Here is a 25,413-nt window from a genome sequence, read left to right as displayed (position 1 = left end):
GTTTTTGTTCGCGTTTCGTTCTACTGCCCTGCGCGCCACTTTGTGGTGGCATTCCACCGGACGGCTGCGCCCAGCGGCGGATACCTCACCAGTCGAGCAGGCGACGGGTCACGGCGTCGGCCATGAGACGACCTTGGTCGGTGAGTATCACGCGCCCAGCGATCGCGGCGGGCCCGTCCACCCAGCCGTCCGCGATGAGCCCGGCCACCGCGTTGCGCCCTTCGGGACGCAGACTTGAGGTCTCCAGACCCTCTCGTATGCGGATCCCCAGCATCACGTGCTCGAGGTACTGCGTGTCCGGGTCCAGGGTTTCGCGGCCCACGGCCGGTGATACCCCGTCACGGACCTTGTTCGTGTACGGCAGCGGGTGCTTGATGTTCCACCAGCGCACGCCGTCCATGTGGGAATGGGCTCCGGGGCCGATGCCCCACCAGTCCTGATTGCGCCAATACGCAATGTTGTGCGCGCTGCGGTTCTGCTCGGCGCTGCGGCCTTCGGCAGCGCGGGACCAGTTGGAGACCTCGTACCATTCGAATCCGGCTTCGCGCAGTAGGCGATCGGCCAGGATGTACTTCTCCGCCTGATCGTCGGGATCCACCTCGGGGACCTCACCGCGCCGGATCTGCGCTGCAAGCTTGGTGCCGTCCTCGATGATCAGCGAGTATGCGGAGATGTGGTCGGGTTCGAGCTCCAGGGCGGCCTCGACGGAGCGCTGCCAATCCGCCACGGTCTCCCCCGGTGTTCCGTAGATCAGGTCCACGCTGGCCGAGAGTCCCGCCTTGCGCGCACCCGCCACCGCCAGTGGAACATTGGCCGGAGTGTGGGTACGTTCCAGGACCTGCAACACGTGCGGAACGGCAGACTGCATACCGAAGGACACCCGCGTCACTCCCGCTTCCGCGAGGATCTCGAACGTGCGGTCCGTGACCGAGTCCGGGTTGGCCTCCACCGTGACCTCGGCGTCCGGAGCGAGTCCAAAGCTGTCCCTGGCCTGGACCAGGACATCGGCGAGGTTCTCGGCCGGGAGCAAGGTGGGTGTGCCGCCGCCGAAGAACACGCTGTGCAGCGGGCGCGGGGGTGCCCCAGCGGCGTCGAGAACGGAACGGCCGAAACGGACTTCCGCGGCGGCGTCGTGATGGTAATCGTCGCGGGACACGCCCGGGCCCAGCTGCGACATTGTGTAGGTGTTGAAGTCGCAGTACCCGCAGCGCACGGCGCAGAAGGGGACGTGCACGTACAGGCTCAGCGTGCGATCGCCCGCTCGGGCCACCGCACTCGAAGGCAGGGACCCGTCTGCGGGAGCCGGGTCCCCTTCGGGCTGAGCGGGCATTACTTCTTCTTGTCCTTGCCCGACTCTTCGTCGGAGGACAGCGCGGCCACGAAAGCTTCCTGGGGAACCTCAACGCGGCCCACCATCTTCATGCGCTTCTTGCCTTCCTTCTGCTTCTCGAGCAGCTTGCGCTTACGGGAGATGTCGCCGCCGTAGCACTTGGAGAGCACGTCCTTGCGGATCGCGCGGATGTTTTCGCGCGCGATGATGCGCGAGCCGATGGCCGCCTGAATGGGCACTTCGTACTGCTGGCGCGGGATCAGGTTCTTGAGCTTGCCGGTCATGACCACGCCGTAGGAGTAGGCCTTGTCCTTGTGGGTGATGGCGCTGAACGCATCCACTTGTTCGCCCTGCAGCAGGATGTCCACCTTGACGAGGTCCGCGGCTTGTTCGCCGTCCGCCTTCCAGTCCAGGGAGGCGTAACCGCGGGTCTTGGACTTGAGCAGATCGAAGAAGTCGAACACGATTTCCGCGAGCGGTAGGCGGTAGCGCAGTTCCACGCGGTCCTCGGAGAGGTAGTCCATGCCCTTCATCTCGCCGCGCTTGGACTGGCACAATTCCATGACCGCGCCGATGAATTCCGAGGGCACGAGCACCGTGGCGGACACCATGGGTTCGCGGATCTCGTTGATGCGGCCCTCGGGGAACTCGGACGGGTTGGTCACCTCGGTCTCTGTGTTGTCCTCGAGCGTCACGTTGTAGGACACCGAGGGTGCCGTGGAGATCAGGTCCAGGTTGAACTCGCGCTCCAACCTGTCGCGGGTGATCTCCAAGTGGAGCAAACCCAGGAAGCCGCAGCGGAAACCGAAGCCCAACGCGGTGGAGGTCTCGGGTTCGTAGACCAGAGCGGCGTCGTTGAGCTGGAGCTTTTCGAGTGCGTCGCGAAGGACGGGGTAATCCGAGCCCTCGACCGGGAACAGGCCCGAGAAGACCATGGGCTTGGGGTCTTCGTAACCGCCCAGGGATTCCTCGGCGGGCTTGATGTGGGAGGTGACCGTATCGCCCACGCGGGACTGGCGGACGTCCTTCACGCCGGTGATCAGGTAACCCACTTCGCCCACGCTGAGTCCCTTGGACGGCATGGGCTCGGGGGAAATTACACCGATTTCCAGCATTTCATGAGCGGCGCCCGTGGACATCATGCGGATACGTTCACGGGGCTTGAGGGTGCCGTCCACCACGCGCACGTAGGTGACCACGCCGCGGTAGGTGTCGTACACGGAATCGAAGATCATCGCGCGTGAGGGGGCGTCCTTGACACCTTGGGGCGGCGGTACGTCCTGCACGATCTTGTCCAGCAACGCTTCAACGCCCATGCCGGTCTTGCCGGAGACGCGCAGCACCTCTTCAGGCTCCACGCCGATCAGGTTCGCGAGTTCTTCCGCGTACTTGTCCGGCTGGGCCGCGGGTAGATCGATCTTGTTGAGCACGGGGATGATCGTGAGATCGTTCTCGAGCGCCAAGTAGAGGTTCGCCAGCGTCTGGGCCTCGATGCCCTGCGCGGCGTCCACCAACAGAAGAGTGGCTTCGCACGCGGCCAAGGAACGGGAGACTTCGTACGTGAAGTCCACATGGCCGGGGGTGTCGATCATGTTCAGTGCGTAGTCGGTGCCGTCCACGTTCCACGGCATGCGCACGGCCTGAGACTTGATGGTGATACCGCGTTCGCGCTCAATGTCCATGCGGTCCAGGTACTGGGCCTTCATCTGTCGCGGGGTCACCACACCGGTGGCCTGCAGCATGCGGTCGGCCAGCGTGGACTTGCCGTGGTCGATGTGGGCGATGATGCAGAAGTTTCTGAGCACCGAGGGGTCGGTCGAGGCGGGTGCCGGTGGATTGACGGCCAACGGTGACACAGGCGGTCCTTTCGTTCTCAGGATGACTCCCCAGTTTCCCACGTTCCGTGCGGATGGGCGAACCGGGCGTCCATGACTCACGCGGGGCGGGTTGCGTGCCGCCATTAGACTCGGGGACATGGCAGATTTCATGCGCCTCGCGCGCCAGGGCCTTCGGGCCTACCGCATGTACAAACGAGTGTCCGGTTCCATGCAGCAGAACCGCGGCCAGGACTCCCGCCCGGACATGCAGCAGCGTCCGACGCCGCAGCAGGGCCAGTACGAGCCTCAGGGCCGGTATGAACCGCGCGGTCAATACGAACCGGGTGGCCAGTACCAGGCGCCCTCCTCGCAACCCTCGTCCGGTGGTCGGCTGTCCAAGCCGTACCTCGGTGACTGGACCGGTCCCGTGAATCCGCACTACGACCCCCACCCGGACGGCCGTCCGGATCCTGGAGAAGTCGTGTGGACCTGGGTGCCGTTCCAGGAGGACCACCATCAGGGCAAGGACCGTCCCGTGCTGATCGTGGACCGCGCCGGTGACTACCTGCTGTGCCTGATGCTCACCTCCAAGGACTACGACAATGCGTCCTACAACGATCCGAACTTCGTGGATGTCGGAACCGGCACGTGGGATCGCGACGGCCGGCCGTCGGAAGCTCGCCTCAACCGCGTGATTCCCGTGCTGGCCGCCGATGTCCGTCGTGAGGGCGCCGTTCTGGACCGCCAACGTTTCGACGACGTGGCCCGAGAACTCGGGAACCGGCGCTGGACACGTTGATCTGATAAGCTTTATCGCTGTGTGTCCGCGCTGGTCGTCGGGCACAGCGGATGGTTGCCACCGAGCATCCCCACTCTCACACTCAGTCGATGATCATCCGTGAGCCCTCACTGACCGAAATTCCGTGAACAGTTTTAGGAGTTATACGTGGCCAACATCAAGTCGCAGAAGAAGCGCATCCTCACCAACGAGAAGGCTCGCCTGCGCAACAACGCTTACAAGTCCGAGCTGAAGACCCTGATCCGCAAGGTCAACGACGCTATCGGCGCTTCCGACAAGGACGCCGCCGAGTCGAACCTGCGCATCGTGTCCCGCAAGCTGGACAAGGCCGTCTCCAAGGGTGTTCTGCACAAGAACACCGCGGCCAACAAGAAGTCCGGCCTGGCCAAGAAGGTCTCCAAGATCTGATTAAGCCTCAGCTGACAGCCTGAGAGCCCGGTACCTCGAGGTACCGGGCTCTTGCTGTATCTCCATCTCCCGCGTTTGCCGCATTCTGGGATCTAGGGTCATATGCGGGTTATAGGGGTTATAGGCAGAAATGTCTGTATGGCCCGGGCATGTCATAAGCGGTGTCGGGTGTCATAGCAAGCAGAAACGTCAGGCGCCGTGAGGGCCCTCCACGTCACATGAAGGGTGGTTAGAGCGTTACACGTCACCTCAAGGGTGGTTAGAACCTGGTGGGAGTCTCGGAAGGGTTCTAGCGCCGCACTCCGTGCAGCGGAGGGTTCTATCGGCACACTGAATGTCCGAGGACGACCGCTGGGCGAGGTGGCCGACAGCATTGCTGTTTGGGTGCGGTCAGTGCCGCCCATTATGGACATCTCGGGCGGTAGTTCCCGTTCACGGAGACATCTGGGGCGGTAGTTCCCGTTCCGGGAGAGAGCGGGGGCGGTGGTTCGCGTCCTGGGAGACCTCTGGGACAGTGGTTCGTACCTGCTGACATTCTGGGTGGAGGTATGTACCAGAATCGCAGTTCAGGATGCGAGGCCCTGCCCGAAATGTTTACACGCTACCGGCGACGGATACGGAGTCGGGGTCAGTGCCTTCCGGATGTCGCGATCACGGTAATGGCACGTTCGACCGCGTAGTACGGGGTACGGGACTCCCCCTTGACCTGGGCATCCGCGTGAGCAATGGCCTTGAGTGCTTCGATCACGTGCCCCGGAGTGAAACGGCGGGCCTCGTTCTGAGCACGATCCACCTGCCACGGTGCAGCGCCGACATCCCGCGCCACGCTTCCCGAGCTACCCCGGGATCCGGCCACCAATGCGATGAGGCGCAGTTTGGCGCCCAATGCGGCCACCATGGGTACGGGATCCACTCCCACATCCACCGCCTGCCGCCAGAGCTTCAGGGCTTGGTCGGCGTTACCGGCCACGGCGGCGTCGGCTACGCGGAATGCGGTGACCTCAACGCGTCCGCCGTAGTACTTCTCCACCAGGTCGTGATCGATGGTGGTGGGGCCGTCCGAGATCAACTGCGCGCACGCGGCCGCGAGTTCTGCGGTACTGGTGCCCACAGCAGCGGCCAGTGCGCGAGCGGCGTCGGGTTCGATGCGCTTTCCGTGCTGCTTGAACTCGGCCAGGATGAACGCGGACTTGTCGCGGTCGGATTTCAAGGGCGCGCAGTCCACGACGAGCGCCTTCTCTTTGATCGCATCCAAGAGCTTTTTGCCGCGGTTGCCGCCGCCGTGTTCCCAGAGCACAGTGACCTCCGGGTCCGGTGACTTCACGTACGAGAGCGCATCCGTCAGGAGGTTCTCGTTCATGCTCGAGAGTTCTGTGACGCACACGAGCTTGGGTTCGTCGAACAAGGACGGACTGGTGACCACCGAAAGCTGCCCCGGTGCGTAGTCGGCCGCAGAAATGAGCGTGACCTCGCACGTTCCCCGTTCCTCGCGAATCTGGTCACGCAGGGACTCACGCACTCGCTGGATCAGGTACTCGTCCGACCCGGTAGCCAATACGAGCGGCTGGGGTGCGGCTTCCCGCCAGGAAGTGCCCGGGTTCGACGGCGTGGAACGGCGCGTGGCTGCCATGGGCCCTCCTCGGCGCAGGACAAACCTGCGCGATGGTGATCGGTGTGAAGTGATCTGGCTGCCCATGCTAGTTGAGCGGTCCGACGTTCAATTCAGTTTTCAACCGATGTGCAGATGTAGGGTTCGAGCCGCTGTATCGATGAATGGACGCGTGGGATAATCCAAGGATGGTGATGGAAGTCTCCTTCGTGACTTCCGCCGACGGGACACGGATCGCTTGGTCGCGTCACGGAAGCGGGCCGCCCCTCGTTTGGGTCGGCACGTGGCTCACTCATCTTGACCACGACTGGTCGAGCCCTGTCTGGCGCCACTGGCTCGATGCGCTCGGCCAACGATTCACCGTCATCCGCTACGACGACCGTGGTGGTGGGCTGTCAGATCGCGCTCCGGTCGAATACTCCCTGAAAACATGGCGGGCAGACCTCGAAGCCGTTATCGCCGCCGCCGGCGTCCACAGTTTCACCTTGTTCGGTATGTCCCAGGGCGGGGCCGTGGCCGTGGATTACGCGCATACCCATCCAGATCGAGTGAACACTCTCATCCTTTACGGCGCGTACGCCTTGGGTGCGGCTCGACGCGGCGCCTCAGCAGAGGAAGAAGAGGAGCGTCTCCTCTGGGAACATTTGATCAAAGTGGGCTGGGGACGTGCTGACCCAGTATTCCGCCGTGTGTTCACCACGTCGTTCATTCCGGAAGCATCCGAGTCTCAGATGCGCTGGTTCGACGAGTTGCAACGTCGCTCTATGTCCCCTGAAGCCGCTCTGGCGAGCAGTCGGGCCAGAGCGGGACTGGACGTCTGCAGGGCGGCCGCAGCTGTAACTACGCCAACCCTCGTTGTACATGGTGAAGGTGATCGGGCCGTACCGTTCGAGAACGGTCGTCAACTCGCCCGAATGATTCCTGGTGCCCGCTTCGTCTCCCTGGTGTCGTCGAACCACATCCTCCTCGCGAAGGAGGACGCATGGCCCCAGTTCCTGGCCGAAGTCGATGCATTCACCGGTATCACGCGCCGCCCGACCGCCGTTCTTACCGCACGAGAGATCGAGCTCGTGGAATTGGTTGCCGGAGGGTTCAGCAATTCTCAGATCGCCGATCGCATGTTGCTAAGTGCCCGGACGGTAGAAAGACACCTTTCCAACGTCTACGCAAAACTCGACCTGTCGGGAAAATCTGCCCGAGCGGCCACCGCCGCAATGCTGCCCGAGCTGATCCGCCGCAGCTCCGGAACGTGATTCGGGCTTTCGGGTGGCCCGGATTTTCCACGAGCGGCGTCTGCTGGTTCGTTGGCGGGTTGGGTACTACCCGCCACCGGTCATCGTGCCCGGTCACGTTTAATGGCGGCTGCTGCCGATGCGCCGACTCACGTTCCACGCCTACTGTCGAAGTGTCCTGTTCAGGACACCTCAATAAGGGAGCACGTCATGCCGTTCATCAACGTCAAAATCATCGAAGGTGTATTCACTTCCGAACAGAAACACGAGATCGCACGCAAGCTCACCGACACCATGGTGAGTATCGAGGGCGAGAACCTGCGCACCGTTACGTGGTGTGTTATCGAAGAAGTTGCCAGTGGCGACTGGGCCATCGGCGGAAACTCGCTGACGACTGAAGATGTGTTGGCACTGGCCCAAGGACAACCCGTCGGGTGAAACCCTCTCTATGGGATAGCTATCGGGACGCGTCTCATGACTGCGTTCTCGCAGAGTTCCCGTCCCAAGGCACCCTCCTCTGTGGAGCAATGTACCGTCACCACGGAGAGGGGCCCTGGCCGGGGTGGTGTCTTCACCGCGTCGAGACGGAAATGCGGGACCCGTCCTTGCGGATCCAGAGGGAGCCGTTCTGGTCGGTTCTTGCCACGGAGGCTCCACTGTCCTGCAGGGCTTGGGTGATAGTCGGATGCGGGTGGCCGTACGTGTTGTCCTCCCCGACCGAGATGACCGCGAGCGCCGGGTTCACAGTGTCGATGAGTCGGGTGCCGCCGTTGCGGGCACCGTGGTGGGAGACCTTGAGGATGTCGGCCTCGAGTGTGGCAGCATCGGGCTGACTACGAATCAGACGGTTGGCGCCGTCCTCCTCGAGATCACCGGCTGAGAGCCACGTGGTGGTTCCGTTCTCGCCCGTTATCGTGATGCGCAGTGCCAGAGACGCGTTGTTCTCATCTTCGGAACTTGGGGCGGATCGGCGTGCTCCGGATCCCGCCGAAGGTGGCACGGGCCCCAGAACGGTCACCGTGGTCGATCCCAACTCCAGGGTCTCCCCGGGGCGGGGAACCTGAGCTCGGTCAGCGAAGTGTCGAGCGGCCTCCGGGACATCACCGGTCGCGGTCGAGTACCAGACGTGATCCACCGGAAAGTCACCCGCAAGTGCTTCCAGACCGGCGGTGTGGTCGGCGTGGTCGTGGCTGAGGATCACGGCATCCAACCGCTCGATCTTGGCCTGGCGGATACACGAATTCAGGGCCCGTGGTTCGGGCCCGGCATCCACCAGCACTGCGCTGTGTTCCCCCGTGCGGTGCAGGACGGCATCGCCCTGGCCCACGTCGCACACCACCGAATCCCACGCCGGGGCGGGACGTAGCCACCAGATCAGCCCCTGAACGATGAACACCAACGTGGTGACGGCCGCGAGGACGGCGAGCGCGCGGCGTCGTCGGCGGCGTTGGTCGGCGAGTTGCCGCCAGACAGGATCGGGTATGGGAGCGGGCGCGGGCGTCCTCACCACGATCCCGTGGGTGTCGGTGGGGCGTTGGCACCGCGCGTCCAGCCAGTGCAGGGTTCCTCCGGCCGTCACGCTGATGGCGGCGAGCAGGACGATGCCCCAGAGGCCCGGTGGCCACGGCGTGAGTGAGCCCGGTAGACCGGCGAAGAAGTCCGCGATCCAGGCGACCCCGCGGGCCGGCAGAGCGGCGACCGCAAGAGGAAGCTGCGCGGTTCGCTCCCACGCGCCGGTCACGGGATCGGCTTCCAATCCGGGAATCAGCAGGAGAGCGGGCATCAACACCTTGGGGACGACCAGGACACAGACGGCGATGAGCCCGGCCACGGTCGCGACGGGCACCAGCAGTGTGGCCGCCATATTGGCCGGCAGTGAATACGTGGGTAGCGCGGGGTTGAGCAGCAGGAGCACGGGACCGCACCACAGCTGCGCGACGAACGGGATGGCGATGCACAGCGCCACGGGCACCGGCAGCTTCAACGCCAACAGGCGGGCGACGGCGCGGCCGCTCACAACGATTCCCGCGGTCGCGAGCACCGACAGGATGAACCCGAAGTCGATGGACAGCCCCGGTGAGACCAGCACCAGGCCGATCACGGCGGCGCTCAGCGCATTGAGGCTCACCCCGTTGCGGCCGCTGAGCATACTCAGTGCACCAAGCGCACCCATCACTGAGGCTCGCAGCACGGACGGGTCGGGCCCCACGAGCAGGACGAAGCAGCCCAGTGCCAGCAGACCCGCCAGGAGGCACAGTCGCCGCCCGGCCCCCATCGCCAGCGCCACGTATCCGGTCAGGGTCATCACCAGGGCACAGTTCGACCCAGACACCGCCGTGAGGTGCGTCAGTCCGGTGGTCCGCATGTCCTCGGTCAGCGACGGTGAGATCTGCGAGGTGTCCCCCACCGTCATGCCGGGCACCAGCCCCGCCGCGGCGGCCCCGTGGGACAGGCTCAACCGCGCCAGGTCGGCTCGGGCTCTCTCCAGCAGTCCCGGCTCCTGTTCCGTCTCGTTCTGGACCCTCCCCACCACGGGCGCCGACGACGCTCGTGCCGTCAGCTTTGCAGGGCTCGCGGTATCGGTGAGTGTCACCGTGGCGGTCACCTTGTCGCCGTCATCGAGTTCTCGCCAGTCAGGGTGGGTGGCGAAGACGGTGACCTCGGTGGTCTCCAGATCGTTGCCGATCCGTTCCGTGCGTAATGAGACGGCCGTCCCCTCTCCCTCCTCACCCCGACCTGCGAACGACTGGCTCGAGTACGCCATGGGCTTGTCGTTCACCGTGGCGCTCACCCGTACGGTCGACCCGGGCGGATGATCGCTCAGTGCAGCGCGTGCGGGTTGGGTCGTGTTCCACGCTGTCAACACGGCAGCGGCGGCGCAGAGGGCCACGACGGCGAGCGCCCCCGTGACCTCGGTGAGACGCCCGGGTGGGTGGCGGGGGTACGGATGGCCGCCGCGGCGTCGTCGACGGTGCCGAAGACGACGCACTAGGAACAACATCGCACCGGTGACGCCCACACACGCCAGACCGGTCCACGTGGCCGGTGTAACCCCGCCGGTCAGGAACACCATGGAGCACAACCAGGCCGTGACGGCCGACGGGACCAGGCGGAGGTCCCACCGACGATTCATACCGTAACCAGTGGCAACAGGGCGTCGAGCATGGCTGGGCCGATTCCACTCACATCATCGAGTTGCTCGGGGGCGGTGAAGGGGCCCTGTTCGGTTCTGAAATCGATAATGCGTTGGGCGAGGACCGGTCCGACCCGAGGTAGTTCTTCGAGGTCGGCAGCGGTCGCGGTGTTGAGGTTGATCATCTCGCCCGACGCCGCCCCACTCTTCCCAGCGCCGCCATCAGGTACTTTTCCGGCACCCTCACTCCCCGATGTCTTTGCAGGGTCGTCCCCCGCCGGTGGCCCGGGCGCGGAACCTGCCGGTTGTCCGGGGGCTTGCACGTCCGCCGCAGTTTGCTTGTTGGGGATCAGTACCTGTTGTCCGTCGGTAACGGGCTGAGCCAGATTGATGCGCTCGGTGATGGCGGCATCTGTGAGCCCTCCGGCGGCTTCCACGGCGTCGATCACGCGAGCACCCGGGGACAACTGCACCACCGCGGGTTTTTTCACCTCACCGACCACGTGCACGGTCAGCGCGGATGAGGGCGCCCCGGCTGGAGTCGCAGAATGCGGGGCGCCGGGACTGGGGGCCGGGCCTGGTGGGCTGGCTGGTGATCCAGCGCCCGATGCCTGCCCCGAATCCTCTGGGGACCCAGAAGCGTCCGCTTCCGCCACCACGGAGGCTTCCGGGTCCGTGCCGCCCGGCAGCAAGGACAGCGCGGAGACCCCGCACACCACGAGCAGCACAGCGATCAGCACCACGACGGCGGGGCGAGCAAAGAACGCCCGCACGGCCACCGGCTCTCGGTGTTGAGGCCCGCCCACTTCGACGGCAGGATCGCGAGCGGACTCGAAGCCCTCTGCATCCAACGCCGCATCCACCGGTCCGTCCGCGCGCTCCGCCACCCCCTCAAGGAGAGCGGATAACCGCTCCGTGGCCTGTTGATCCCGCAGCCGTGCTCGTCCCCGATAATTGACCCCGCTCATGTCCACCAGCCAACCGGCCGGGACGGGACGAACCAATGCTCAAGCCACGGTCAGGGGATCACCGTGGCGGAAAAAGAGTCAGGACTCCGCCGGTGCAGCCCGGTTGCCGTGCGCGATGGGTCGACTCGTCGGGCCCTCCACGATCGCGGCCTTGGTCCCCAACCCCACGTGTGCGCTCAACACCGCGGGCAACTCGCTCAGGATCAGCTGGGCATCCGGGCGGTACCGGTCCACCAGGGTTTCCCCGATCTCCCGAGCGCCATGGGGATCGGACACGTGGTGAATACACAGCACGGGAGTCGACGCCTCGGAGTGGGCCAGCGCATCCCCCACGAGCGTCATAAAGCGGCCGCGCGCCTTGATCGCAGACACCGGCCGCTCCACGGTCACGATCTTGCCCTCGTGCAGGGACAGCAGCGGCTTGATCTGCAGCATGGTCCCCAGCATCGCCGAGGTCGGGTTGATCCGCCCACCCCGGCGCAGCGTCTCCAGCGAGTTCACCTGGATCAGCACTTGAGCCTCGGCCGAGGCAGCGGAGGCGGCCGCGGCGACGTCGTCGATCCCCTGCCCCGCCAAGGTGGCCTGGACCGCAGCCCGCACGCCCAGGCCCTGCCCGAGCGCGGCGCTGTGGGTGTCCACGAGACGAACGGGAATGTCGATGTCCTGGCGCGCGATCCGCGCCGCGCCCAGGGTGCCGGACAGCTCCGCCGACAGGTGGACCGAGACGATCGCCTCGAACCCCGCGGACTGGAAGGCCTCGTAGATCTTGCGCAATTGCCCCGGGGCCGGCCTGGAGGTCGTCACCGGCCGACCTTCCGCGAGCGCGATGACCAGGGACGAGAGCATGTCCGCCTCGTCCTCGGTGTAGAGCTGACCGCCGATCAGAACCGGCAACTCAACGCTCGAGAACACCCCCGAGGCCTCGAACTCGGCCCGCCATGCGGCGGGAAGTGCGGCGGCGTTGTCCGTGACCACCGCGACCTTGGCCCCGGGAACGGGACAGCGCCCGTCCCCCGGCGTAGATCCGGGTGACGGGCGCTGTTCGCTGTGAGGGTTCATCACACCACGATATTCACGAGTTTGGGCGCGCGCACAATGACCTTCCGGACCGTGGCGTCACCGATGTGTCGCTGGACGGTCTCCGAGGCCAGTGCTGCGGCCTCGAGGTCGGTCTCGGAAATGTCCGCGGCAACTTCCAGGCGATCGCGGACCTTGCCCTTGATCTGGACCACGGCGGTGACCGTGTCGTCCACGAGCAGAGCCTCGTCCACCTCGGGCCACGGTGCGAGCACCACGGAATCCTCGTGGCCGAGCGCGTGCCACATGTCCTCGGCGGTATAGGGCGCCACCAGGGAGAGCAGGATGGCCACGGCCTCCACTGCTTCGCGCACGGCGGGATCCTTGGCACCGGGGCCGCTGTCGATGGCCTTGCGCACGGCGTTGACCAGCTCCATGGTGCGGGCGATGACCACGTTGAACTTGCCGGAATCCAGCAGCTGCGTGGCGTCGGCAATGGTCCGGTGGGTCACGCTGCGCAGCGCCTTGTCACCGGCGGAGAAGTCCGCATCCGGGCCGGCGGTGCTGTCCTGGGCCAGACGCCACGCGCGGGCCAGGAACTTCTGCGAACCCTGCGGGGACACGTCCGCCCAGTCCACGTCGTCCTCGGGCGGGGAGGCGAACACCATGGTCAGGCGCACGGCATCCACACCGAAGGCGTCCAACTGTTCACCCAGGTCCACGCCGTTGCCCAATGACTTGGACATCGCCTTGCCGCCGTTGAGCACCTGGCCCTGATTGAGCAGAGCCTTGAACGGTTCCTGGAAACCAATCAGGCCAAAGTCGTAGAGGGCCTTGGTGAAGAACCGGCTGTACAGCAGGTGCAGGATCGCGTGCTCCACACCGCCCACGTACTGATCCACGGGCAACCAGCGGTCCACCTCGTCGCGATCGAACGGGGCGTTCTGGTCATTGGGCGAGGCGAAACGCAGGTAGTACCAGGACGAATCCACGAACGTGTCCATGGTGTCGGTATCGCGCTTGGCGGGCCCGCCGCACTCGGGGCAGGTCACGTTCACCCAGTCCGACGCCGCCGCGAGCGGGGACTGTCCCTTGGGCGAGAGTTCCTCGCCGCGCAGGTTTTCGGGCAGTTTCACGGGCAGCTGGTCCTCGGGGACCGGCACCTCTCCGCACGCCTCGCAGTGAATGATGGGGATGGGCGCGCCCCAGAAGCGCTGGCGGGACAACAGCCAGTCACGCAGGCGGTAGTTGATGAAGCGCTCGCCGGTACCGGCCTCGCGCACGATGTCGATGGCCTGGGTGATGGCCTCAGCCTTGGGCAGACCGTCCAGCGGGCCGGAGTTGACCAACTGGCCGTCACCGGTGGTGGCCACGCCGGAGACGGCGGGGTCTTCTTCACCGGTGTCCACGACCACGCGCACGGGCAGGTCGAATTCACGGGCGAAGTCCAGGTCACGCTGATCGTGGGCGGGAACGGCCATGATCACGCCGGTGCCGTAATCGGCCAGCACGTAGTCCGCGGCCCACACAGGCAGCTTCTCGCCATTGAGGGGGTTGACCGCGTAGCGGCCCAGGAACACACCGGTCTTGGTGCGGTCGGTGGCCTGACGGTCGATGTCCGAGAGCGCTTTGATGTTCTCCTGGTATTCCTCCAGGGAGGCCCGGTGCTCGTCGTCGACGATCTCACCGGCAATCGCGGCATCCGCGGCGACCACGCAGAACGTGGCGCCGTAGAGGGTGTCCGGTCGGGTGGTGAACACAGTGACGGTGCGACCGGAGGTGTCGGAGGCATCCGCACCCTCGGCCGGGGCGCCCTCGATCACGAAGTTCACGTGCGCGCCCTCGGACCGGCCGATCCAATTGCGCTGCATGGCCAGCACGCGATCGGGCCAGTGGCCCTCCAACTCCTTCATGTCGTCCAGGAGCCGGTCCGCGTAATCCGTAATCTTGAAGTACCACTGGTTCAGGGATTTCTTGGTCACCGGGGTATGGCAGCGCTCGCACAGTCCGTTGACGACCTGTTCGTTGGCCAGCACGGTCTGGTCCGTGGGGCACCAGTTGACCGGCGAGTCCTTCCGGTAGGCCAGGTTGTGCTTGTAGAACTGCAGGAACAGCCACTGGGTCCAGCGGTAGTACTCGGGATCCGAGGTGTGGATCTCCCGCGTCCAGTCCGCGCTGATCGCGTAGCGCTGGAAAGACTTCTTCTGCGTGTCGATGTTGCGGTAGGTCCACTCCGCGGGGTGGGTGTTGCGCTTGATCGCGGCGTTCTCCGCCGGCAGACCGAACGAGTCCCAGCCGATGGGGTGCATCACGTCATAGCCGCGGTGCTTCCAGTAACGGGCCACCACATCGCCCATGGCGAAGGCCTCCGCGTGACCCATGTGCAGGTCACCGGAGGGGTAGGGGAACATGTCCAGCACGTAGCGCCGGGGCTTGGAACCGTCGTCGAGGGGCTTGTACACCTGCTGTTCGTCCCAGAACTGAGGCCATGCGGCCTCTATTCGCTGGACGTCGTACTCGGTCCCCGTCTCCGGGGTGTTCTGCGCGCTCACGTGCCTCGCCTTCACATCACATAGTTGAGTCATTCACGCGCCGCCCTGACCGGCGGCAACCGCTGGCATGGTGATTCCACGCGGAATGACATGGGGATCTCCCGCCAGTTTAGACCAGCACCGCAACTGCGGCGTGCTCCCGGGCCGGACGGTTACCATGGACCCGCTGCTCGCCCATGACTTGGAGGTCACCGTGGATAATCCGTACGCCGAACGTCGCAGCGTTCAACTGGACGGATACAAGGTCAGGTACTGGTTCTACGACGCCGACAAACAGCACAAACCGCTCATTGTCATGTTTCACGGTTTCCGCGGGGACCACCACGGTCTGCAACTGATCGCCACCGAGCTGCGTGATAAGTACCACGTGGTCGTGCCCGATCTGCCGGGTTTCGGTCGCTCGGAACCCTTCCCGGCGCGTGAACACAACATCCCGAACTACGTGGACTTCGCACGGGACTTCATCACGGCTCTGACCGACGGTGCGGTGTCCCCGAACAGCGGCAGCGGCATCATTGTGGTCGGCCATTCCTTCGGCTCCATCATTGCCTCGCATTTCGCGGTGGATTACCCGTCCATGGTGCAGCGGCTCGTGCTCATTAACCCGATTTCCGAGCCGGCCCTGGACGGCCAGCACAAGGGGCTGACCAAACTCACCGAGCTCTACTACGGTGTGGGCAAGAAGTTGCCCCGCGCGTTGGGCTCCAAGCTGCTGTCGTCCGGGTCCGTGGTGAAGCTCATGACGGATGTGATGGTCAAATCCCAGGACCCCGAGGTCAAGAAGTACGCACTGCGCCAGCACGAGTCCTACTTCTCGACCTTCGCCAACCGCGATGTCCTCCACGAGGCGTACCAGGCGTCCGTTTCCGGCACCGTGGCCGAGGTCGCCATGCAGCTGACCATGCCCACCCTGCTGATCGTGGGTGCCGAGGACGATCTGGGTTCCGTGCAGTCCCAGGAGACCATGGCTTCCTGGATCCGCAGCCACCGCCTGGAAATCATTCCGGAGACCGGTCACCTGATCCACTACGAGGCTCCGGTCCTCGCGGCCGAGTACATTAATGATTTCCTTTCCTCTCCCGCTCCGGAGCCCCTGGACGTTCATGACCAGCTACCGCTCGCGGACACCACCGAGTCCACGCCCGACCAACTCACCGGCATGACCCCGATCATTCGCCAGGACCAGCTCGCCCGCGAACAAGCCGCACAGCAGGCCTTCCGCGAGCGCCGCGACCGTGACGACCGCAGTGCCGGTGATGAGCACCCGTGAAGTTCCTTTTCGACGCCCGCTACATCCGCACCGACCACCACGACGGCATCAGCCGCTACAGCGCCGAGCTCCTCACTGCGCTGGCCGAACTGACCCGTGACGATCCCCGAGTCCGCTTGGCCGCGCTGATCAGCGACCCCGCCCAGCTGGAGCATGTCCCTGAACTCCCCCACCTCACCGGGCCGTCGGTGACCTCACCCGCCGAAGTTCTCACCTCGCTTGAGCTCAATCGTTACCGCCCGGACGTGGTCTTCTCCCCCATGCAGACCATGGGTTCGCTGGGCCGCCGGTACAAGTTGATCCTGACCCTTCACGACCTGATCTACTACGAACATCCCCAGCCGCCCTCGGATCTGCCGCTGCCCATTCAATGGGGGTGGCGGGCCTATCACAAGGCGTGGTGGCCGCAGCGGGTCGCGCTCAACCGAGCCGACGCCGTGGTCACGGTTTCCGAGACTTCTCGCGAGCAGATCCTGGCCCACCGCCTGACCAAACGGGACGTGCGCGTGGTGCCCAATGCGGCGTCGTCGGCGGCGGTGTCCGACGGCGAGGCGCTCGCCAGGCTCGCAACGCGCGGCACGGACCTGCTCTACATGGGTTCGTTCCTGCCGTACAAGAACGTGGAGACCCTGCTGCGCGCGGCCGGGCAGCTGCCCGACCACACGCTGCACGTGCTGTCCCGGATTTCGCCGGCGCGGGAAAAGGAACTGCGTGCGCTCGCGGGCCCCGCCGACAACGTGGTCTTCCACCGCGGGGTGACCGACGCCGAGTACCAGGACCTGCTGTCCTCGTGCGCCGCCCTGCAGACGGCCTCGCGCGCCGAAGGCTACGGCTTACCGCTCATCGAGGCGTTCGCAGCCGGGGCTCCCGTAGTCTGTTCGGACACACCGATTTTTCGGGAGGTGGCCGGCCGCGCCGCAGGGTACGCACCCGCCGACGACGCCGCCGCGTTCGCCACCCGGGTGCGCGAGCTCGCCGATCCGCAGCTCGCACAGGAACGGGTCCTGGGGGGACTGGAACGGGTACGCGCCCATACGTGGGCGGATTCCGCCCGACGGCTCCTGGAGCTCGCGATCGAACTGCATCAGCGCGGTTGAACCGGGCGTCAGTTCCGGGGAAGGAGCACCATGAGTTACTTGGATTCCTACACGCCTCAGTCGGGCACGTCCGAGGTGCGCGTCACGCACTACGACCTGGATCTCGACTACGACATCCTGCCCAACACACTGCGAGCGCGAGCCGTGTTGGACGCCCGGGTCCTGGAGGACTGTTCGGCGCTGTCCCTGGATCTTGAGGGGCTGACGGTGGAGCGGGTGCTGGTCAACGGTCAGCCCAGTTCGTTCAAACAGGCGAAGACCAAACTGGTGGTGGACGCTCGCGAGCGATTTTCCGTGGACGAGGCGCTCACGCTCGAGATCCACTACGGGGGAACGCCGACCCCGGCCTCTGGCGCGTGGGGCGACATCGGGTGGGAGGAGCTTTCCGACGGCGTTCTGGTCGCCGGGCAGCCAGTCGGTGCCGACACGTGGTTCCCGTGCAACGACCATCCGAGTCAGAAGGCGACGTTCCGGGTCACGGTGCTGGTGGACTCCGACTACACGGCGATTTCGAACGGCGAGCTGGTCTCGGTGGATTCTCGCGGTCCGCGCACGGCGTGGACCTGGGAATCCCGCGAACCGGTGGCGACCTACTTGGCCACCGTGCAAATGGGTCAGTACCGGCGCGGGTCCGTGGAACCCGGGTCCTATCCCCCGGCGCGCGTTCCGCTGACGCTGGCCTGCGGTGAACACCTGTGGTCACAGGCTCAGCATGTGTTGGCGAAACAGCACGCGATGATGTCCGTGTTCGAACAACGGTTCGGGGCGTACCCGTTCGGCTACTACGGCGTGGTCGTGACCGACGATGAACTGGAAATTCCGCTCGAATCGCAACCGCTGTCGATTTTCGGCCCCAATCATATGACCGAGTCGTGGGAGTCCGAACGGCTCATTGCCCACGAAATGGCCCACCAGTGGTTCGGCAATTCGCTGACCCCAGCCTCCTGGTCCGACATTTGGCTCAACGAGGGCTTCGCCCACTACGCGGAGTGGGTGTGGTCCGAGGCCTCCGGTCGCCGCTCGGCCCACGAAGAAGCGCTGTCTGCCCATGCGGAGCTGTCCGGGTCGAAGCAGAAAGTGGTGATCGGGGACCCCGGTCCGAAGAAAATGTTCGACGACCGCGTCTACGTGCGCGGCGCACTCACACTGAACGCGCTGCGGATGGCCGTGGGCGATCAGACCTTCTTCACGATCCTGCAGCGGTGGACCGGCCAGAACCGGTGCTCGAACGTCACCACGACCGATTTCTTGGCGCTGGCCTCCAAGGTCAGTGGACGCCCCGTGGAGCCCCTGCTGCATGACTGGCTGTTCGAGAAGAAGCTGCCGGCGCTGCCTGAGACGAGTTAACGCTTCCCTGAGCGGTAGTTTGTCTCAGCGAGGCCCAATCGGGGTGAATGTTCCAGCGTGTGCCTCGATGACGGTGGCTGCGTCCAGAAGTGTGTCCTCGTCGAATCGCCTGCCCAAAAGTTGTACCCCGGTTGGCAACCCATCGACCACACCCGTGGGCACGGACATCGCGGGAAAACCCAAAACGGGAATCGCCATCATGGAGGCCTGAGCGCCCATCAGCCGGCGCATGCTCTCGACGCTGGCGATGTCTGCGTCCTGCTCGAAGGCTTGCTCCGATGAGACCGGCAGGAGAATTAGCGGGTGGGACTCGAGGATCCCGCCGAGTTGACGAATCAGTGTGCCCCGGCGCGCGTAACCAGCAATGAACTGGTCAAGACTGGGTTTGTTCCCCCACCATTCCTGGGCGACTGCATAGTAATGCTCGGCGGCCTTTTTCATGCCGTCATCACCGACCTCATCGACCAGAGGCATCGCCAACCGGAACTCCTCCATACAGAGCAAGTACCACAATCGGTAGGCCTCAGCCAGAACGGGCAACTCGATCTCTTCGACGACATACCCCGCGTCGCAGAGGTAGTCCGCAGCCGACTCCAATGATGTGTTGACCGCAGAAGAAGGAGCAGCGACGCCGAAATCTCGGACGAGCCCGACACGCGGACGATGCCCGGGGAGTTTGGCAGCTCGTGCACCGGGAACGAATGCCGGGTCCCGATGACTGAAATCTTCGAGGGCCTTCATCGCGAGACGAACATCTTCAACACTGCGCGCAAGTGGACCTTGAACGGCCATGATTTGCACGGACAATGATGAATCAACTTCATCCGACTGGTATGTCTGCGCCACGCGACCAACGGTGGGCCTCAGACCAACCACACCGCAGGCGTATGCGGGATACCGTACCGACCCTCCGATATCGTTACCCCCTGCGATCGGCACCATACCTGAAGCGACGGCAGAGGCCGCCCCGCCACTTGAGCCGCCCGGGGTCCGCGAGGAGTCCCATGGGTTGAGCGTCCTGCCGTACAGATCATTGTTGGTGAACCAGCGGTAGGCAAAGGCCGGAGAGTTACTACGGCCCATGATCACAGCACCAGCTCGGCGCAAACTCGCAACGTGCGGACTGTCTTGTTTCGCCGCGGAGTCCTTGAACGCCGGAATGCCGTCCGTGGTGGCATAACCCGCTACGTCCGAATTCACTTTGGTGGCAACCGGAACCCCATGAAGGGGTCCCAGCTGAGCACCGGACGAACGCTGACGATCGGCGGCGTCGGCCAGCGAAAGCGCGTCCTCTGGTCGCACCTCAACCAGTGCGTTGAGATGCGGGTTGACGTCTTCGATGCGGCTCAGACAGCTCTCGACAACTTCTCTGCTGGAGATGAGCCCTGTGGCGATTGCACGAGCCAACTCGGTCGCATTCCACCGCCATAGTTGATCACCCAGATCTGCACCTACCGTCGGTGAATCGCTGGAAGTCGGGTTGTCTGTCGTCATCGTCAGTCTCCTTCGTATGGTGAACCACATTCTGTCTCATAACAGTTGCCGGTGAGATCATGACGTCATGAGCAATCACCAGAACCCCACGCATTCCATCGAACTAACTCGTGAAGCCACCAACCGCTACGTCGCCCGCAATGCGGCCGGTGTCGAAGTCACTTTCGGCCGTGGCGAGGACCTGATGTCCCCGGTGGAACTGCTCCTGGCCGCCATCGCGGGGTGCTCATCCATCGACGTGGATACCGTTACCTCACGTAGTTCCGAGCCCACGGAATTCAAGGTCGAGGCCAGCGGTAACAAAATCGCGGAAGAAAACGGTGGAAGTCATCTGGAGGACCTGAACCTCTCCTTCAACCTGTCGTTCCCCGATGACGAGGGCGGGCGCAAGGCCGCCGGGCTGGTCGACCGACTGGTGAAGCTCTCGCACGACAAGTACTGCACCGTCTCACGCACGGTAGAACACGGAACCCCCGTGGCGTTCGAGACCGACGTCAACCTGGGTGGCGGCCCAACTACAACAGATCAGTGATATCGCAACGCACATTGACCACCGCGTGCTCCCGCAGCGCGGAGGCACGGGCCTTCTCGGCCCGCAATGCCGCAGTGATGCGCGGAGCGATCCCGAAGCCGAAGAACAATAGCGCCCGGTACTGCGGCTCATCCTCGGTCGCGAGGCCGGCCAGGGTCCCCGGATCGCCCTCGTCGGACCAGCCACCCACCTGATCTTTCATGGGCGCGGGGCCTACCACGTTGACCTGCGACGGCAGGTCGAGGTCGCGCAGGGTTGCGGTCAGCGCGTCCCGCGGGCCGGTGAGGGCTGCGGTCCGTACTGCTGGTGGTAGGCCCAGCTCGTGACGTTCCTGCAGTTGACGATAGGCGTGGCCCGACGGGTCCCAGCGAACCAGGGCACCCACCGCCTGATCATGGTCAGCGGTCACGACCACGGTCCCACCCTTCGATGAAGACCGCACGAGTGCCGCCGCATTGAACCAGCGGCGCAGGGTCTGTTCCTCGGCGCGCAGCCACGGCCGCGCCAGCATCTCGTTGCCGTCCAACAGCAGGGCCGCCGCGTAGCCACCCTCGGCGACCGGTTCCGCGCCGGGCGTCGCCACGACCAGCGCGGGCTCGGAGCCCACATTTGCTCGGACGTGTTCGGCACTCGAAGAAATGACGGGAACCTGCGGGAACGCGCGCCCCAGCTCCTCGGCTGTGCGCAGCGCCCCGACCTTGCTCAGCCGCAGGCGTTGAAAACCGCATTCCTGACACTGCCAGCCGTGGGCGTTGCGACCGCACCACGTACACACGGGAGCCTCGCGTCCTGAACGCAGCGACAACGATCCCCCGCAGCCTCGGCATCGCGCGGGCGTCCGGCAGCGCTCGCACGCCACGAAAGGCGCATAGCCGCGTCGTGCCACCTGAACGAGTACCGGCCCCTTGGCGAGGGCCTGCTGAGCCACCCGGAACGCCTCGTGCGGCAACCTCGCTCGCGCGGCCATGGGATCGCGCGACAGATTGAACGAGTCCGATGTCGACTCGACCCTCGGTGAGTGCGTGCGCAGGGTCGCCCGCTCGGGACGCAGGTGGGCCGCCCAGCCCGTGGTGATGAGGCGTTGTGCCTCCGGACTCACGCTGTAGCCCGTGAACAACGCCGCCGTGTCTTCCTGCTGGGCGCGTAGCAACAAGACGTCTCGCGTGTGCTGATACGGCGCGCGTTGTTCCACATAGCTTGTGTCGCCGTCGTCGTGACAACACACCAGGCGCAGGTCCTCAACGGGTGCGTAGGCGGCGGAACGCGTGCCGATCGCCAAGCGTTTGTAGCCCAGGCACAGCTCCATGTAGCCCCGGTATCGCGGCGTTGGGCCGTCGTCGGCGTGCAGTCGCACGACACGGTCAGATCCCACTAGCGATTCGAGAGCCGCTGCCAGGCGCTCGAGCGACTTGTAGTCGGGCACCACGGCCAACGCTCCGTGCCCGGCCTCATAGGTGGCCGCCATGGCGGATGCCGTCAACAGGGCCCAGTCGTGGTCCTCCGGGGACGGCAACACCTCGATCACAGCACGGGCCGGAGCTCCCTCCGTGGCCGCGGTGAGCCACTCGGGGCCGCCGTCGTAGTGACGCCAGAGTTCACGAGGCACGGTGACCGGCGCGTCGGCCTGCTCCCCCGCCGACGTCGCTGGGTCGGGTTTCTCCGCGTCGGTCGCCTCGGTAGTTTCGGCCGCATTGTCGACGTCGCCCGAAGGCTTCACGTCTTCGGCATCCGACGGCCCGAGCTCGCCGGCTTGGGGATCGCCGTGCGCCACGTCGGCGGCGTAGGCGTCAGCGTCGTGTTCGGTTGTGTCGTCCGTTGCCGATATCGCCTCGGATTCTTCGGCCGCTGCCGCCTTGCGCCGCGCCAGCATTTCCTTGTCGATACGTGCCACTCGCGGTGGCACGGCTACACGCAATACATCCGATACGGTTCCGGCAGAGCGGGCGGCCACGGCCTGGGCCAGCTCCACGATCCCCGGCTTGAGCACGGGCAACGGAGAAAGCACCTTGCGGATGCTCAAGAGACGACCGGTCACGTCGGACTCGGCAACGCGGTCCACGATCCATCCGGTCATCAGGCGGCCGGAGAAAGGAACGGAGACCTTGGCACCCACCACGGCGTCCGGGTCGAGACCGGCGCTCACGCGGTAGTCGAAGAGCCGATCAAGGTGGGGAACATAGGCGTCCAACAACACCTTGGCAATGGGGTTTTCGGGTGCCGGGCCTTCAGCCCCCACCGGAAGGACAGATTTCTTGGGTGCGGGTGAAGGTTCGGGCAACCCGTCCAGGGAGAGTTGCTCCGGGGCGGCGTCCGGGTCGGGAACTGCCCCCGGCCCGGAACGCTCGCTCACAGTCCCGCGGCGGAACGCAACGCTTCGACGCGGTCGGTGCGCTCCCAGGTGAAATCGGGGTCAGTGCGGCCGAAGTGACCGTGCGCCGCGGTCTTGGCGTAAATGGGGCGCTTGAGGTTCAGGTCCTCGATGATGGCCAACGGTCGCAGGTCGAAGACCTCCAGGATGGCCTTCTCGATGCGCTGCGGGTCCACGGTCTCGGTGCCGAAGGTCTCCACGTACAGACCCACCGGGTGCGCCTGACCGATCGCGTAGGCAACCTGCACCTCGGCTCGGCGCGCCAGACCCGCGGCCACCACGTTCTTGGCGACCCAGCGCATGGCATACGCGGCGGAACGATCCACCTTGGACGGGTCCTTACCGGAGAACGCACCGCCGCCGTGGCGGGCCATACCGCCGTAGGTGTCCACGATGATCTTGCGGCCGGTCAGACCTGCGTCACCCACGGGGCCACCGCGGACAAAATTGCCCGCGGGGTTCACGATGATCTTGGTGTTGGACAGGTCCAGGCCGGAATCGGCGAGCACCGGGTCGATCACGGACTGAGAGATGTCGGTGGCCAGCTGATTCAGGTCATATCCCTCGGCGTGTTGCGAGGACACGACCACGGTTTCCACGGACACGGGAGTGTGCCCGTCGTAGCCCAGGGTCACCTGGGTCTTACCGTCCGGGCGGAGGTTCGGCAGCACGGCCGTCTTGCGCACGCGGGTGAGCTGCTCGGACAACCGGTGGGCAACGGAGATCGGTGCGGGCATGAGCACATCGGTCTCGTCCGACGCGTAGCCGAACATCAGGCCCTGGTCCCCTGCGCCCTGAATGTCACGCGGATCCTTGGCCACACCGGAACGGCTCTCCAGGGAGTTGTACACGCCGTCGTGGATTTCACTGGACTGCTCGCCAACGCTGATCGACACGCCGCAGAACTCGCCGTCGAAGCCGTGCACGGACGAGTTGTAGCCGATGTCCAGGAGGCACTTGCGCACGATGTGCGGGATCTCCACGTACGCCTTGGTTTTGACTTCACCGGCCACGTGAACCAGTCCGGTGGTCACCATGGTCTCCACGGCCACCGAGGACTCGGGATCCTCGGTGAGCAGGGCGTCCAGGATGGAATCCGAGATCTGGTCACAGATTTTGTCCGGGTGTCCCTCCGTCACTGATTCGGAGGTGAAAATTCTCAGGTGGGGGCTAGATTCGGTCACCGTCCAAGACTACCCGTCCACTCAGACTCCCAGTTCGAGGCCCACACGATCCACGATGAATTGCGCCACCTCGGCCTTGGAGCCGGCGGCGTGAGCGTCCTCGGTGCCGTGCGCAGACAGCACCGTGACCTCGGTCGCGTCCTGGCCGAACACCTTGGACGTACCCACTTCGTTCACGACCAGCAGGTCACAGCCCTTGCGCTGCAGTTTGGCCCGGCCGAAGTCCAGTACGGAGTGCTCGCCGTCACCGGTTTCCGCCGCGAATCCCACGATCAGCTGCTCGCGGCCCGTGTTCTTGCGATCGTCCACGAGGGCGCGCAGGATGTCCGGATTGCGGGTGAGCTCGATGACGGGGTCCGTGCCGTCCTCGGTCTTCTTCATCTTGTGCTCCCCGACCGACACGGGTCGATAATCCGCCACGGCAGCCGCCATGATCACGACGTCCGCTTGCTCAGCGGCGTCGCGCGTCGCGTCGTGGAGTTCCAGGGCGGAGGACACGTTCGAGATCTCGACGCCGCTCGGCAGCTCGGTCTCCACATGTCCCGCGATCAGATGCACGGTGGCTCCCGCGTCCCGGGCGGACTTGGCCAGCGCGATCCCCTGTTTGCCCGAAGACCGATTGCCCAGGAAACGCACGGGGTCCAGCGCCTCGCGGGTTCCTCCCGTCGTGATCAGGACTCGACGCCCGGCCAGCGGGCCCGACGACGCCGCTTCGGTGCCGTGCACGAGAACGGCCAGAGCGGCGTCGTAAATTCGCTGGGGCTCGGGAAGCCTGCCCGGCCCGCTGTCCTTACCCGTCAACCGGCCCGTATCCGGGTCGATGACCGTGTGCCCGTGCTCGCGCAGCAGCGCCACGTTGCGTTGGGTTGCGGGGTTGAGCCACATCTCCGTGTGCATGGCCGGGGCCAGCACGACAGGCGCCCGGGAGGCCAGGACCGTAGTCGTCAACAGGTCGTCCGCCAGGCCGTGGGCGATCTTGGCCATCAGGTCCGCGGTGGCCGGTGCGATGACCACCAGGTCCGCCTGCTGCCCCTGGGAGACGTGATTGACGGTGTCCACGCGATCGAAGACGGACGTGGAGACCGGCTCCCCCGTGAGCGCCTCCCACGTGGGTGCCCCCACGAATTCAAGCGCGGCCGCGGTGGGCATGGGCACCACGTGATGGCCGACCTCGGTGAACAAGCGCGTCAGCAGTGCAGCCTTATATGCGGCGATACCCCCGCCCACGCCCAGGACCACGCGCAACGGCGCGGTCG

General features: G+C 65.2%; 19 protein-coding genes. 8 read left to right on the top strand and 11 right to left on the bottom strand.

Annotated elements, in window-relative coordinates; all coding sequences use genetic code 11:
* Positions 1 to 85: 85 nt before the first annotated feature.
* Entirely contained in the window at positions 86 to 1,330 is a 1,245-nt protein-coding gene (gene hemW, locus EWV37_RS00260; RefSeq protein WP_129699341.1) for a radical SAM family heme chaperone HemW, read from the bottom strand.
* Positions 1,330 to 3,186, bottom strand: a complete 1,857-nt coding sequence (gene lepA, locus EWV37_RS00255; protein ID WP_095797966.1) for a translation elongation factor 4 — start codon at positions 3,184 to 3,186, stop codon at positions 1,330 to 1,332. Before lepA ends, hemW begins: the two co-directional genes overlap by 1 nt.
* A gap of 118 nt (positions 3,187 to 3,304) precedes the next feature.
* Here lepA and EWV37_RS00250 point away from each other — a divergent pair, with 118 nt between their 5' ends.
* Together EWV37_RS00250 and rpsT are read left to right on the top strand one after the other, a co-directional pair.
* Positions 3,305 to 3,946 (top strand): type II toxin-antitoxin system PemK/MazF family toxin, encoded by a 642-nt coding sequence (locus EWV37_RS00250; RefSeq protein ID WP_095797967.1) that lies wholly within the window; start codon positions 3,305 to 3,307, stop codon positions 3,944 to 3,946.
* Positions 3,947 to 4,093: 147 nt separating this feature from the next.
* Positions 4,094 to 4,354: a 30S ribosomal protein S20 gene (gene rpsT / locus EWV37_RS00245; RefSeq protein WP_016995919.1), complete on the top strand. Its 261-nt coding sequence runs from the start codon at positions 4,094 to 4,096 to the stop codon at positions 4,352 to 4,354.
* Positions 4,355 to 4,982: 628 nt separating this feature from the next.
* Here the strand turns inward: rpsT and holA are convergent.
* Complete coding sequence (gene holA, locus EWV37_RS00240) at positions 4,983 to 5,984, bottom strand: DNA polymerase III subunit delta (RefSeq protein WP_129699338.1); 1,002 nt, start codon at positions 5,982 to 5,984, stop codon at positions 4,983 to 4,985.
* Positions 5,985 to 6,151: 167 nt separating this feature from the next.
* Between holA and EWV37_RS00235 the strand changes: the two genes are divergently transcribed.
* Together EWV37_RS00235 and EWV37_RS00230 are read left to right on the top strand one after the other, a co-directional pair.
* Positions 6,152 to 7,216: an alpha/beta fold hydrolase gene (locus EWV37_RS00235; RefSeq protein WP_129699336.1), complete on the top strand. Its 1,065-nt coding sequence runs from the start codon at positions 6,152 to 6,154 to the stop codon at positions 7,214 to 7,216.
* Positions 7,217 to 7,405: 189 nt separating this feature from the next.
* On the top strand, positions 7,406 to 7,633 hold the full coding sequence (locus tag EWV37_RS00230; RefSeq protein WP_095797970.1) for a tautomerase family protein: 228 nt from the start codon (positions 7,406 to 7,408) through the stop codon (positions 7,631 to 7,633).
* A gap of 133 nt (positions 7,634 to 7,766) precedes the next feature.
* Here EWV37_RS00230 and EWV37_RS00225 read toward each other — a convergent pair whose 3' ends face one another.
* The 4 genes from EWV37_RS00225 to leuS form a co-directional block, all read right to left on the bottom strand.
* Positions 7,767 to 10,328 carry a ComEC/Rec2 family competence protein gene (locus EWV37_RS00225; RefSeq protein ID WP_129699334.1) on the bottom strand — a complete coding sequence of 854 codons (2,562 nt, stop codon included), beginning with the start codon at positions 10,326 to 10,328 and terminating at the stop codon, positions 7,767 to 7,769.
* Entirely contained in the window at positions 10,325 to 11,296 is a 972-nt protein-coding gene (locus EWV37_RS00220; protein WP_129699332.1) for a ComEA family DNA-binding protein, read from the bottom strand. Before EWV37_RS00220 ends, EWV37_RS00225 begins: the two co-directional genes overlap by 4 nt.
* Positions 11,297 to 11,374: 78 nt before the next feature.
* Entirely contained in the window at positions 11,375 to 12,355 is a 981-nt protein-coding gene (locus tag EWV37_RS00215) for a DegV family protein (protein ID WP_238662965.1), read from the bottom strand.
* Positions 12,355 to 14,898 carry a leucine--tRNA ligase gene (leuS, locus tag EWV37_RS00210; RefSeq protein WP_129699330.1) on the bottom strand — a complete coding sequence of 848 codons (2,544 nt, stop codon included), beginning with the start codon at positions 14,896 to 14,898 and terminating at the stop codon, positions 12,355 to 12,357. The genes EWV37_RS00215 and leuS overlap by 1 nt, the downstream gene beginning before the upstream one ends.
* Positions 14,899 to 15,022: 124 nt before the next feature.
* Between leuS and EWV37_RS00205 the strand changes: the two genes are divergently transcribed.
* From EWV37_RS00205 to EWV37_RS00195, 3 genes are read left to right on the top strand one after another with little or no spacing between them, the layout of a single operon-like run.
* A complete protein-coding gene (locus tag EWV37_RS00205; protein ID WP_238662964.1) occupies positions 15,023 to 16,135 on the top strand; it encodes an alpha/beta fold hydrolase in 1,113 nt (370 codons plus the stop codon).
* On the top strand, positions 16,132 to 17,232 hold the full coding sequence (locus EWV37_RS00200) for a glycosyltransferase family 4 protein (protein WP_129699328.1): 1,101 nt from the start codon (positions 16,132 to 16,134) through the stop codon (positions 17,230 to 17,232). The genes EWV37_RS00205 and EWV37_RS00200 overlap by 4 nt, the downstream gene beginning before the upstream one ends.
* 30 nt (positions 17,233 to 17,262) lie before the next feature.
* On the top strand, positions 17,263 to 18,579 hold the full coding sequence (locus EWV37_RS00195) for a M1 family metallopeptidase (protein ID WP_129699326.1): 1,317 nt from the start codon (positions 17,263 to 17,265) through the stop codon (positions 18,577 to 18,579).
* Between the two features lie 24 nt (positions 18,580 to 18,603).
* Here EWV37_RS00195 and EWV37_RS00190 read toward each other — a convergent pair whose 3' ends face one another.
* Positions 18,604 to 20,073, bottom strand: coding sequence for an amidase family protein (locus EWV37_RS00190; protein ID WP_129699323.1), 1,470 nt, complete (start codon positions 20,071 to 20,073; stop codon positions 18,604 to 18,606).
* A gap of 67 nt (positions 20,074 to 20,140) precedes the next feature.
* Here EWV37_RS00190 and EWV37_RS00185 point away from each other — a divergent pair, with 67 nt between their 5' ends.
* The gene (locus EWV37_RS00185) at positions 20,141 to 20,605 is read left to right on the top strand and encodes an OsmC family protein (protein WP_129699321.1); all 465 of its coding nucleotides are present in this window, start codon (positions 20,141 to 20,143) and stop codon (positions 20,603 to 20,605) included.
* On the opposite strand, the gene EWV37_RS00180 is transcribed toward EWV37_RS00185, so the two are convergent.
* The 3 genes from EWV37_RS00180 to coaBC are packed head-to-tail and all read right to left on the bottom strand — an operon-like array spanning position 20,589 to position 25,402.
* Positions 20,589 to 22,955 (bottom strand): primosomal protein N', encoded by a 2,367-nt coding sequence (locus EWV37_RS00180; protein ID WP_238662963.1) that lies wholly within the window; start codon positions 22,953 to 22,955, stop codon positions 20,589 to 20,591. The two genes, EWV37_RS00185 and EWV37_RS00180, sit on opposite strands and share 17 nt — an antisense overlap.
* Positions 22,952 to 24,157, bottom strand: coding sequence for a methionine adenosyltransferase (gene metK / locus EWV37_RS00175; protein ID WP_095798009.1), 1,206 nt, complete (start codon positions 24,155 to 24,157; stop codon positions 22,952 to 22,954). Before metK ends, EWV37_RS00180 begins: the two co-directional genes overlap by 4 nt.
* A 21-nt stretch (positions 24,158 to 24,178) precedes the next feature.
* Entirely contained in the window at positions 24,179 to 25,402 is a 1,224-nt protein-coding gene (gene coaBC, locus EWV37_RS00170) for a bifunctional phosphopantothenoylcysteine decarboxylase/phosphopantothenate--cysteine ligase CoaBC (protein WP_129699497.1), read from the bottom strand.
* Positions 25,403 to 25,413: the final 11 nt, after the last annotated feature.

Source organism: Kocuria carniphila, assembly GCF_004136555.1.
In the GTDB taxonomy this organism is placed as follows: Bacteria; Actinomycetota; Actinomycetes; order Actinomycetales; family Micrococcaceae; genus Kocuria; species Kocuria carniphila.
The sequence above is the reverse complement of the archived record's forward strand: the minus strand, read 5'-3'. Positions and strand labels throughout refer to the sequence as shown.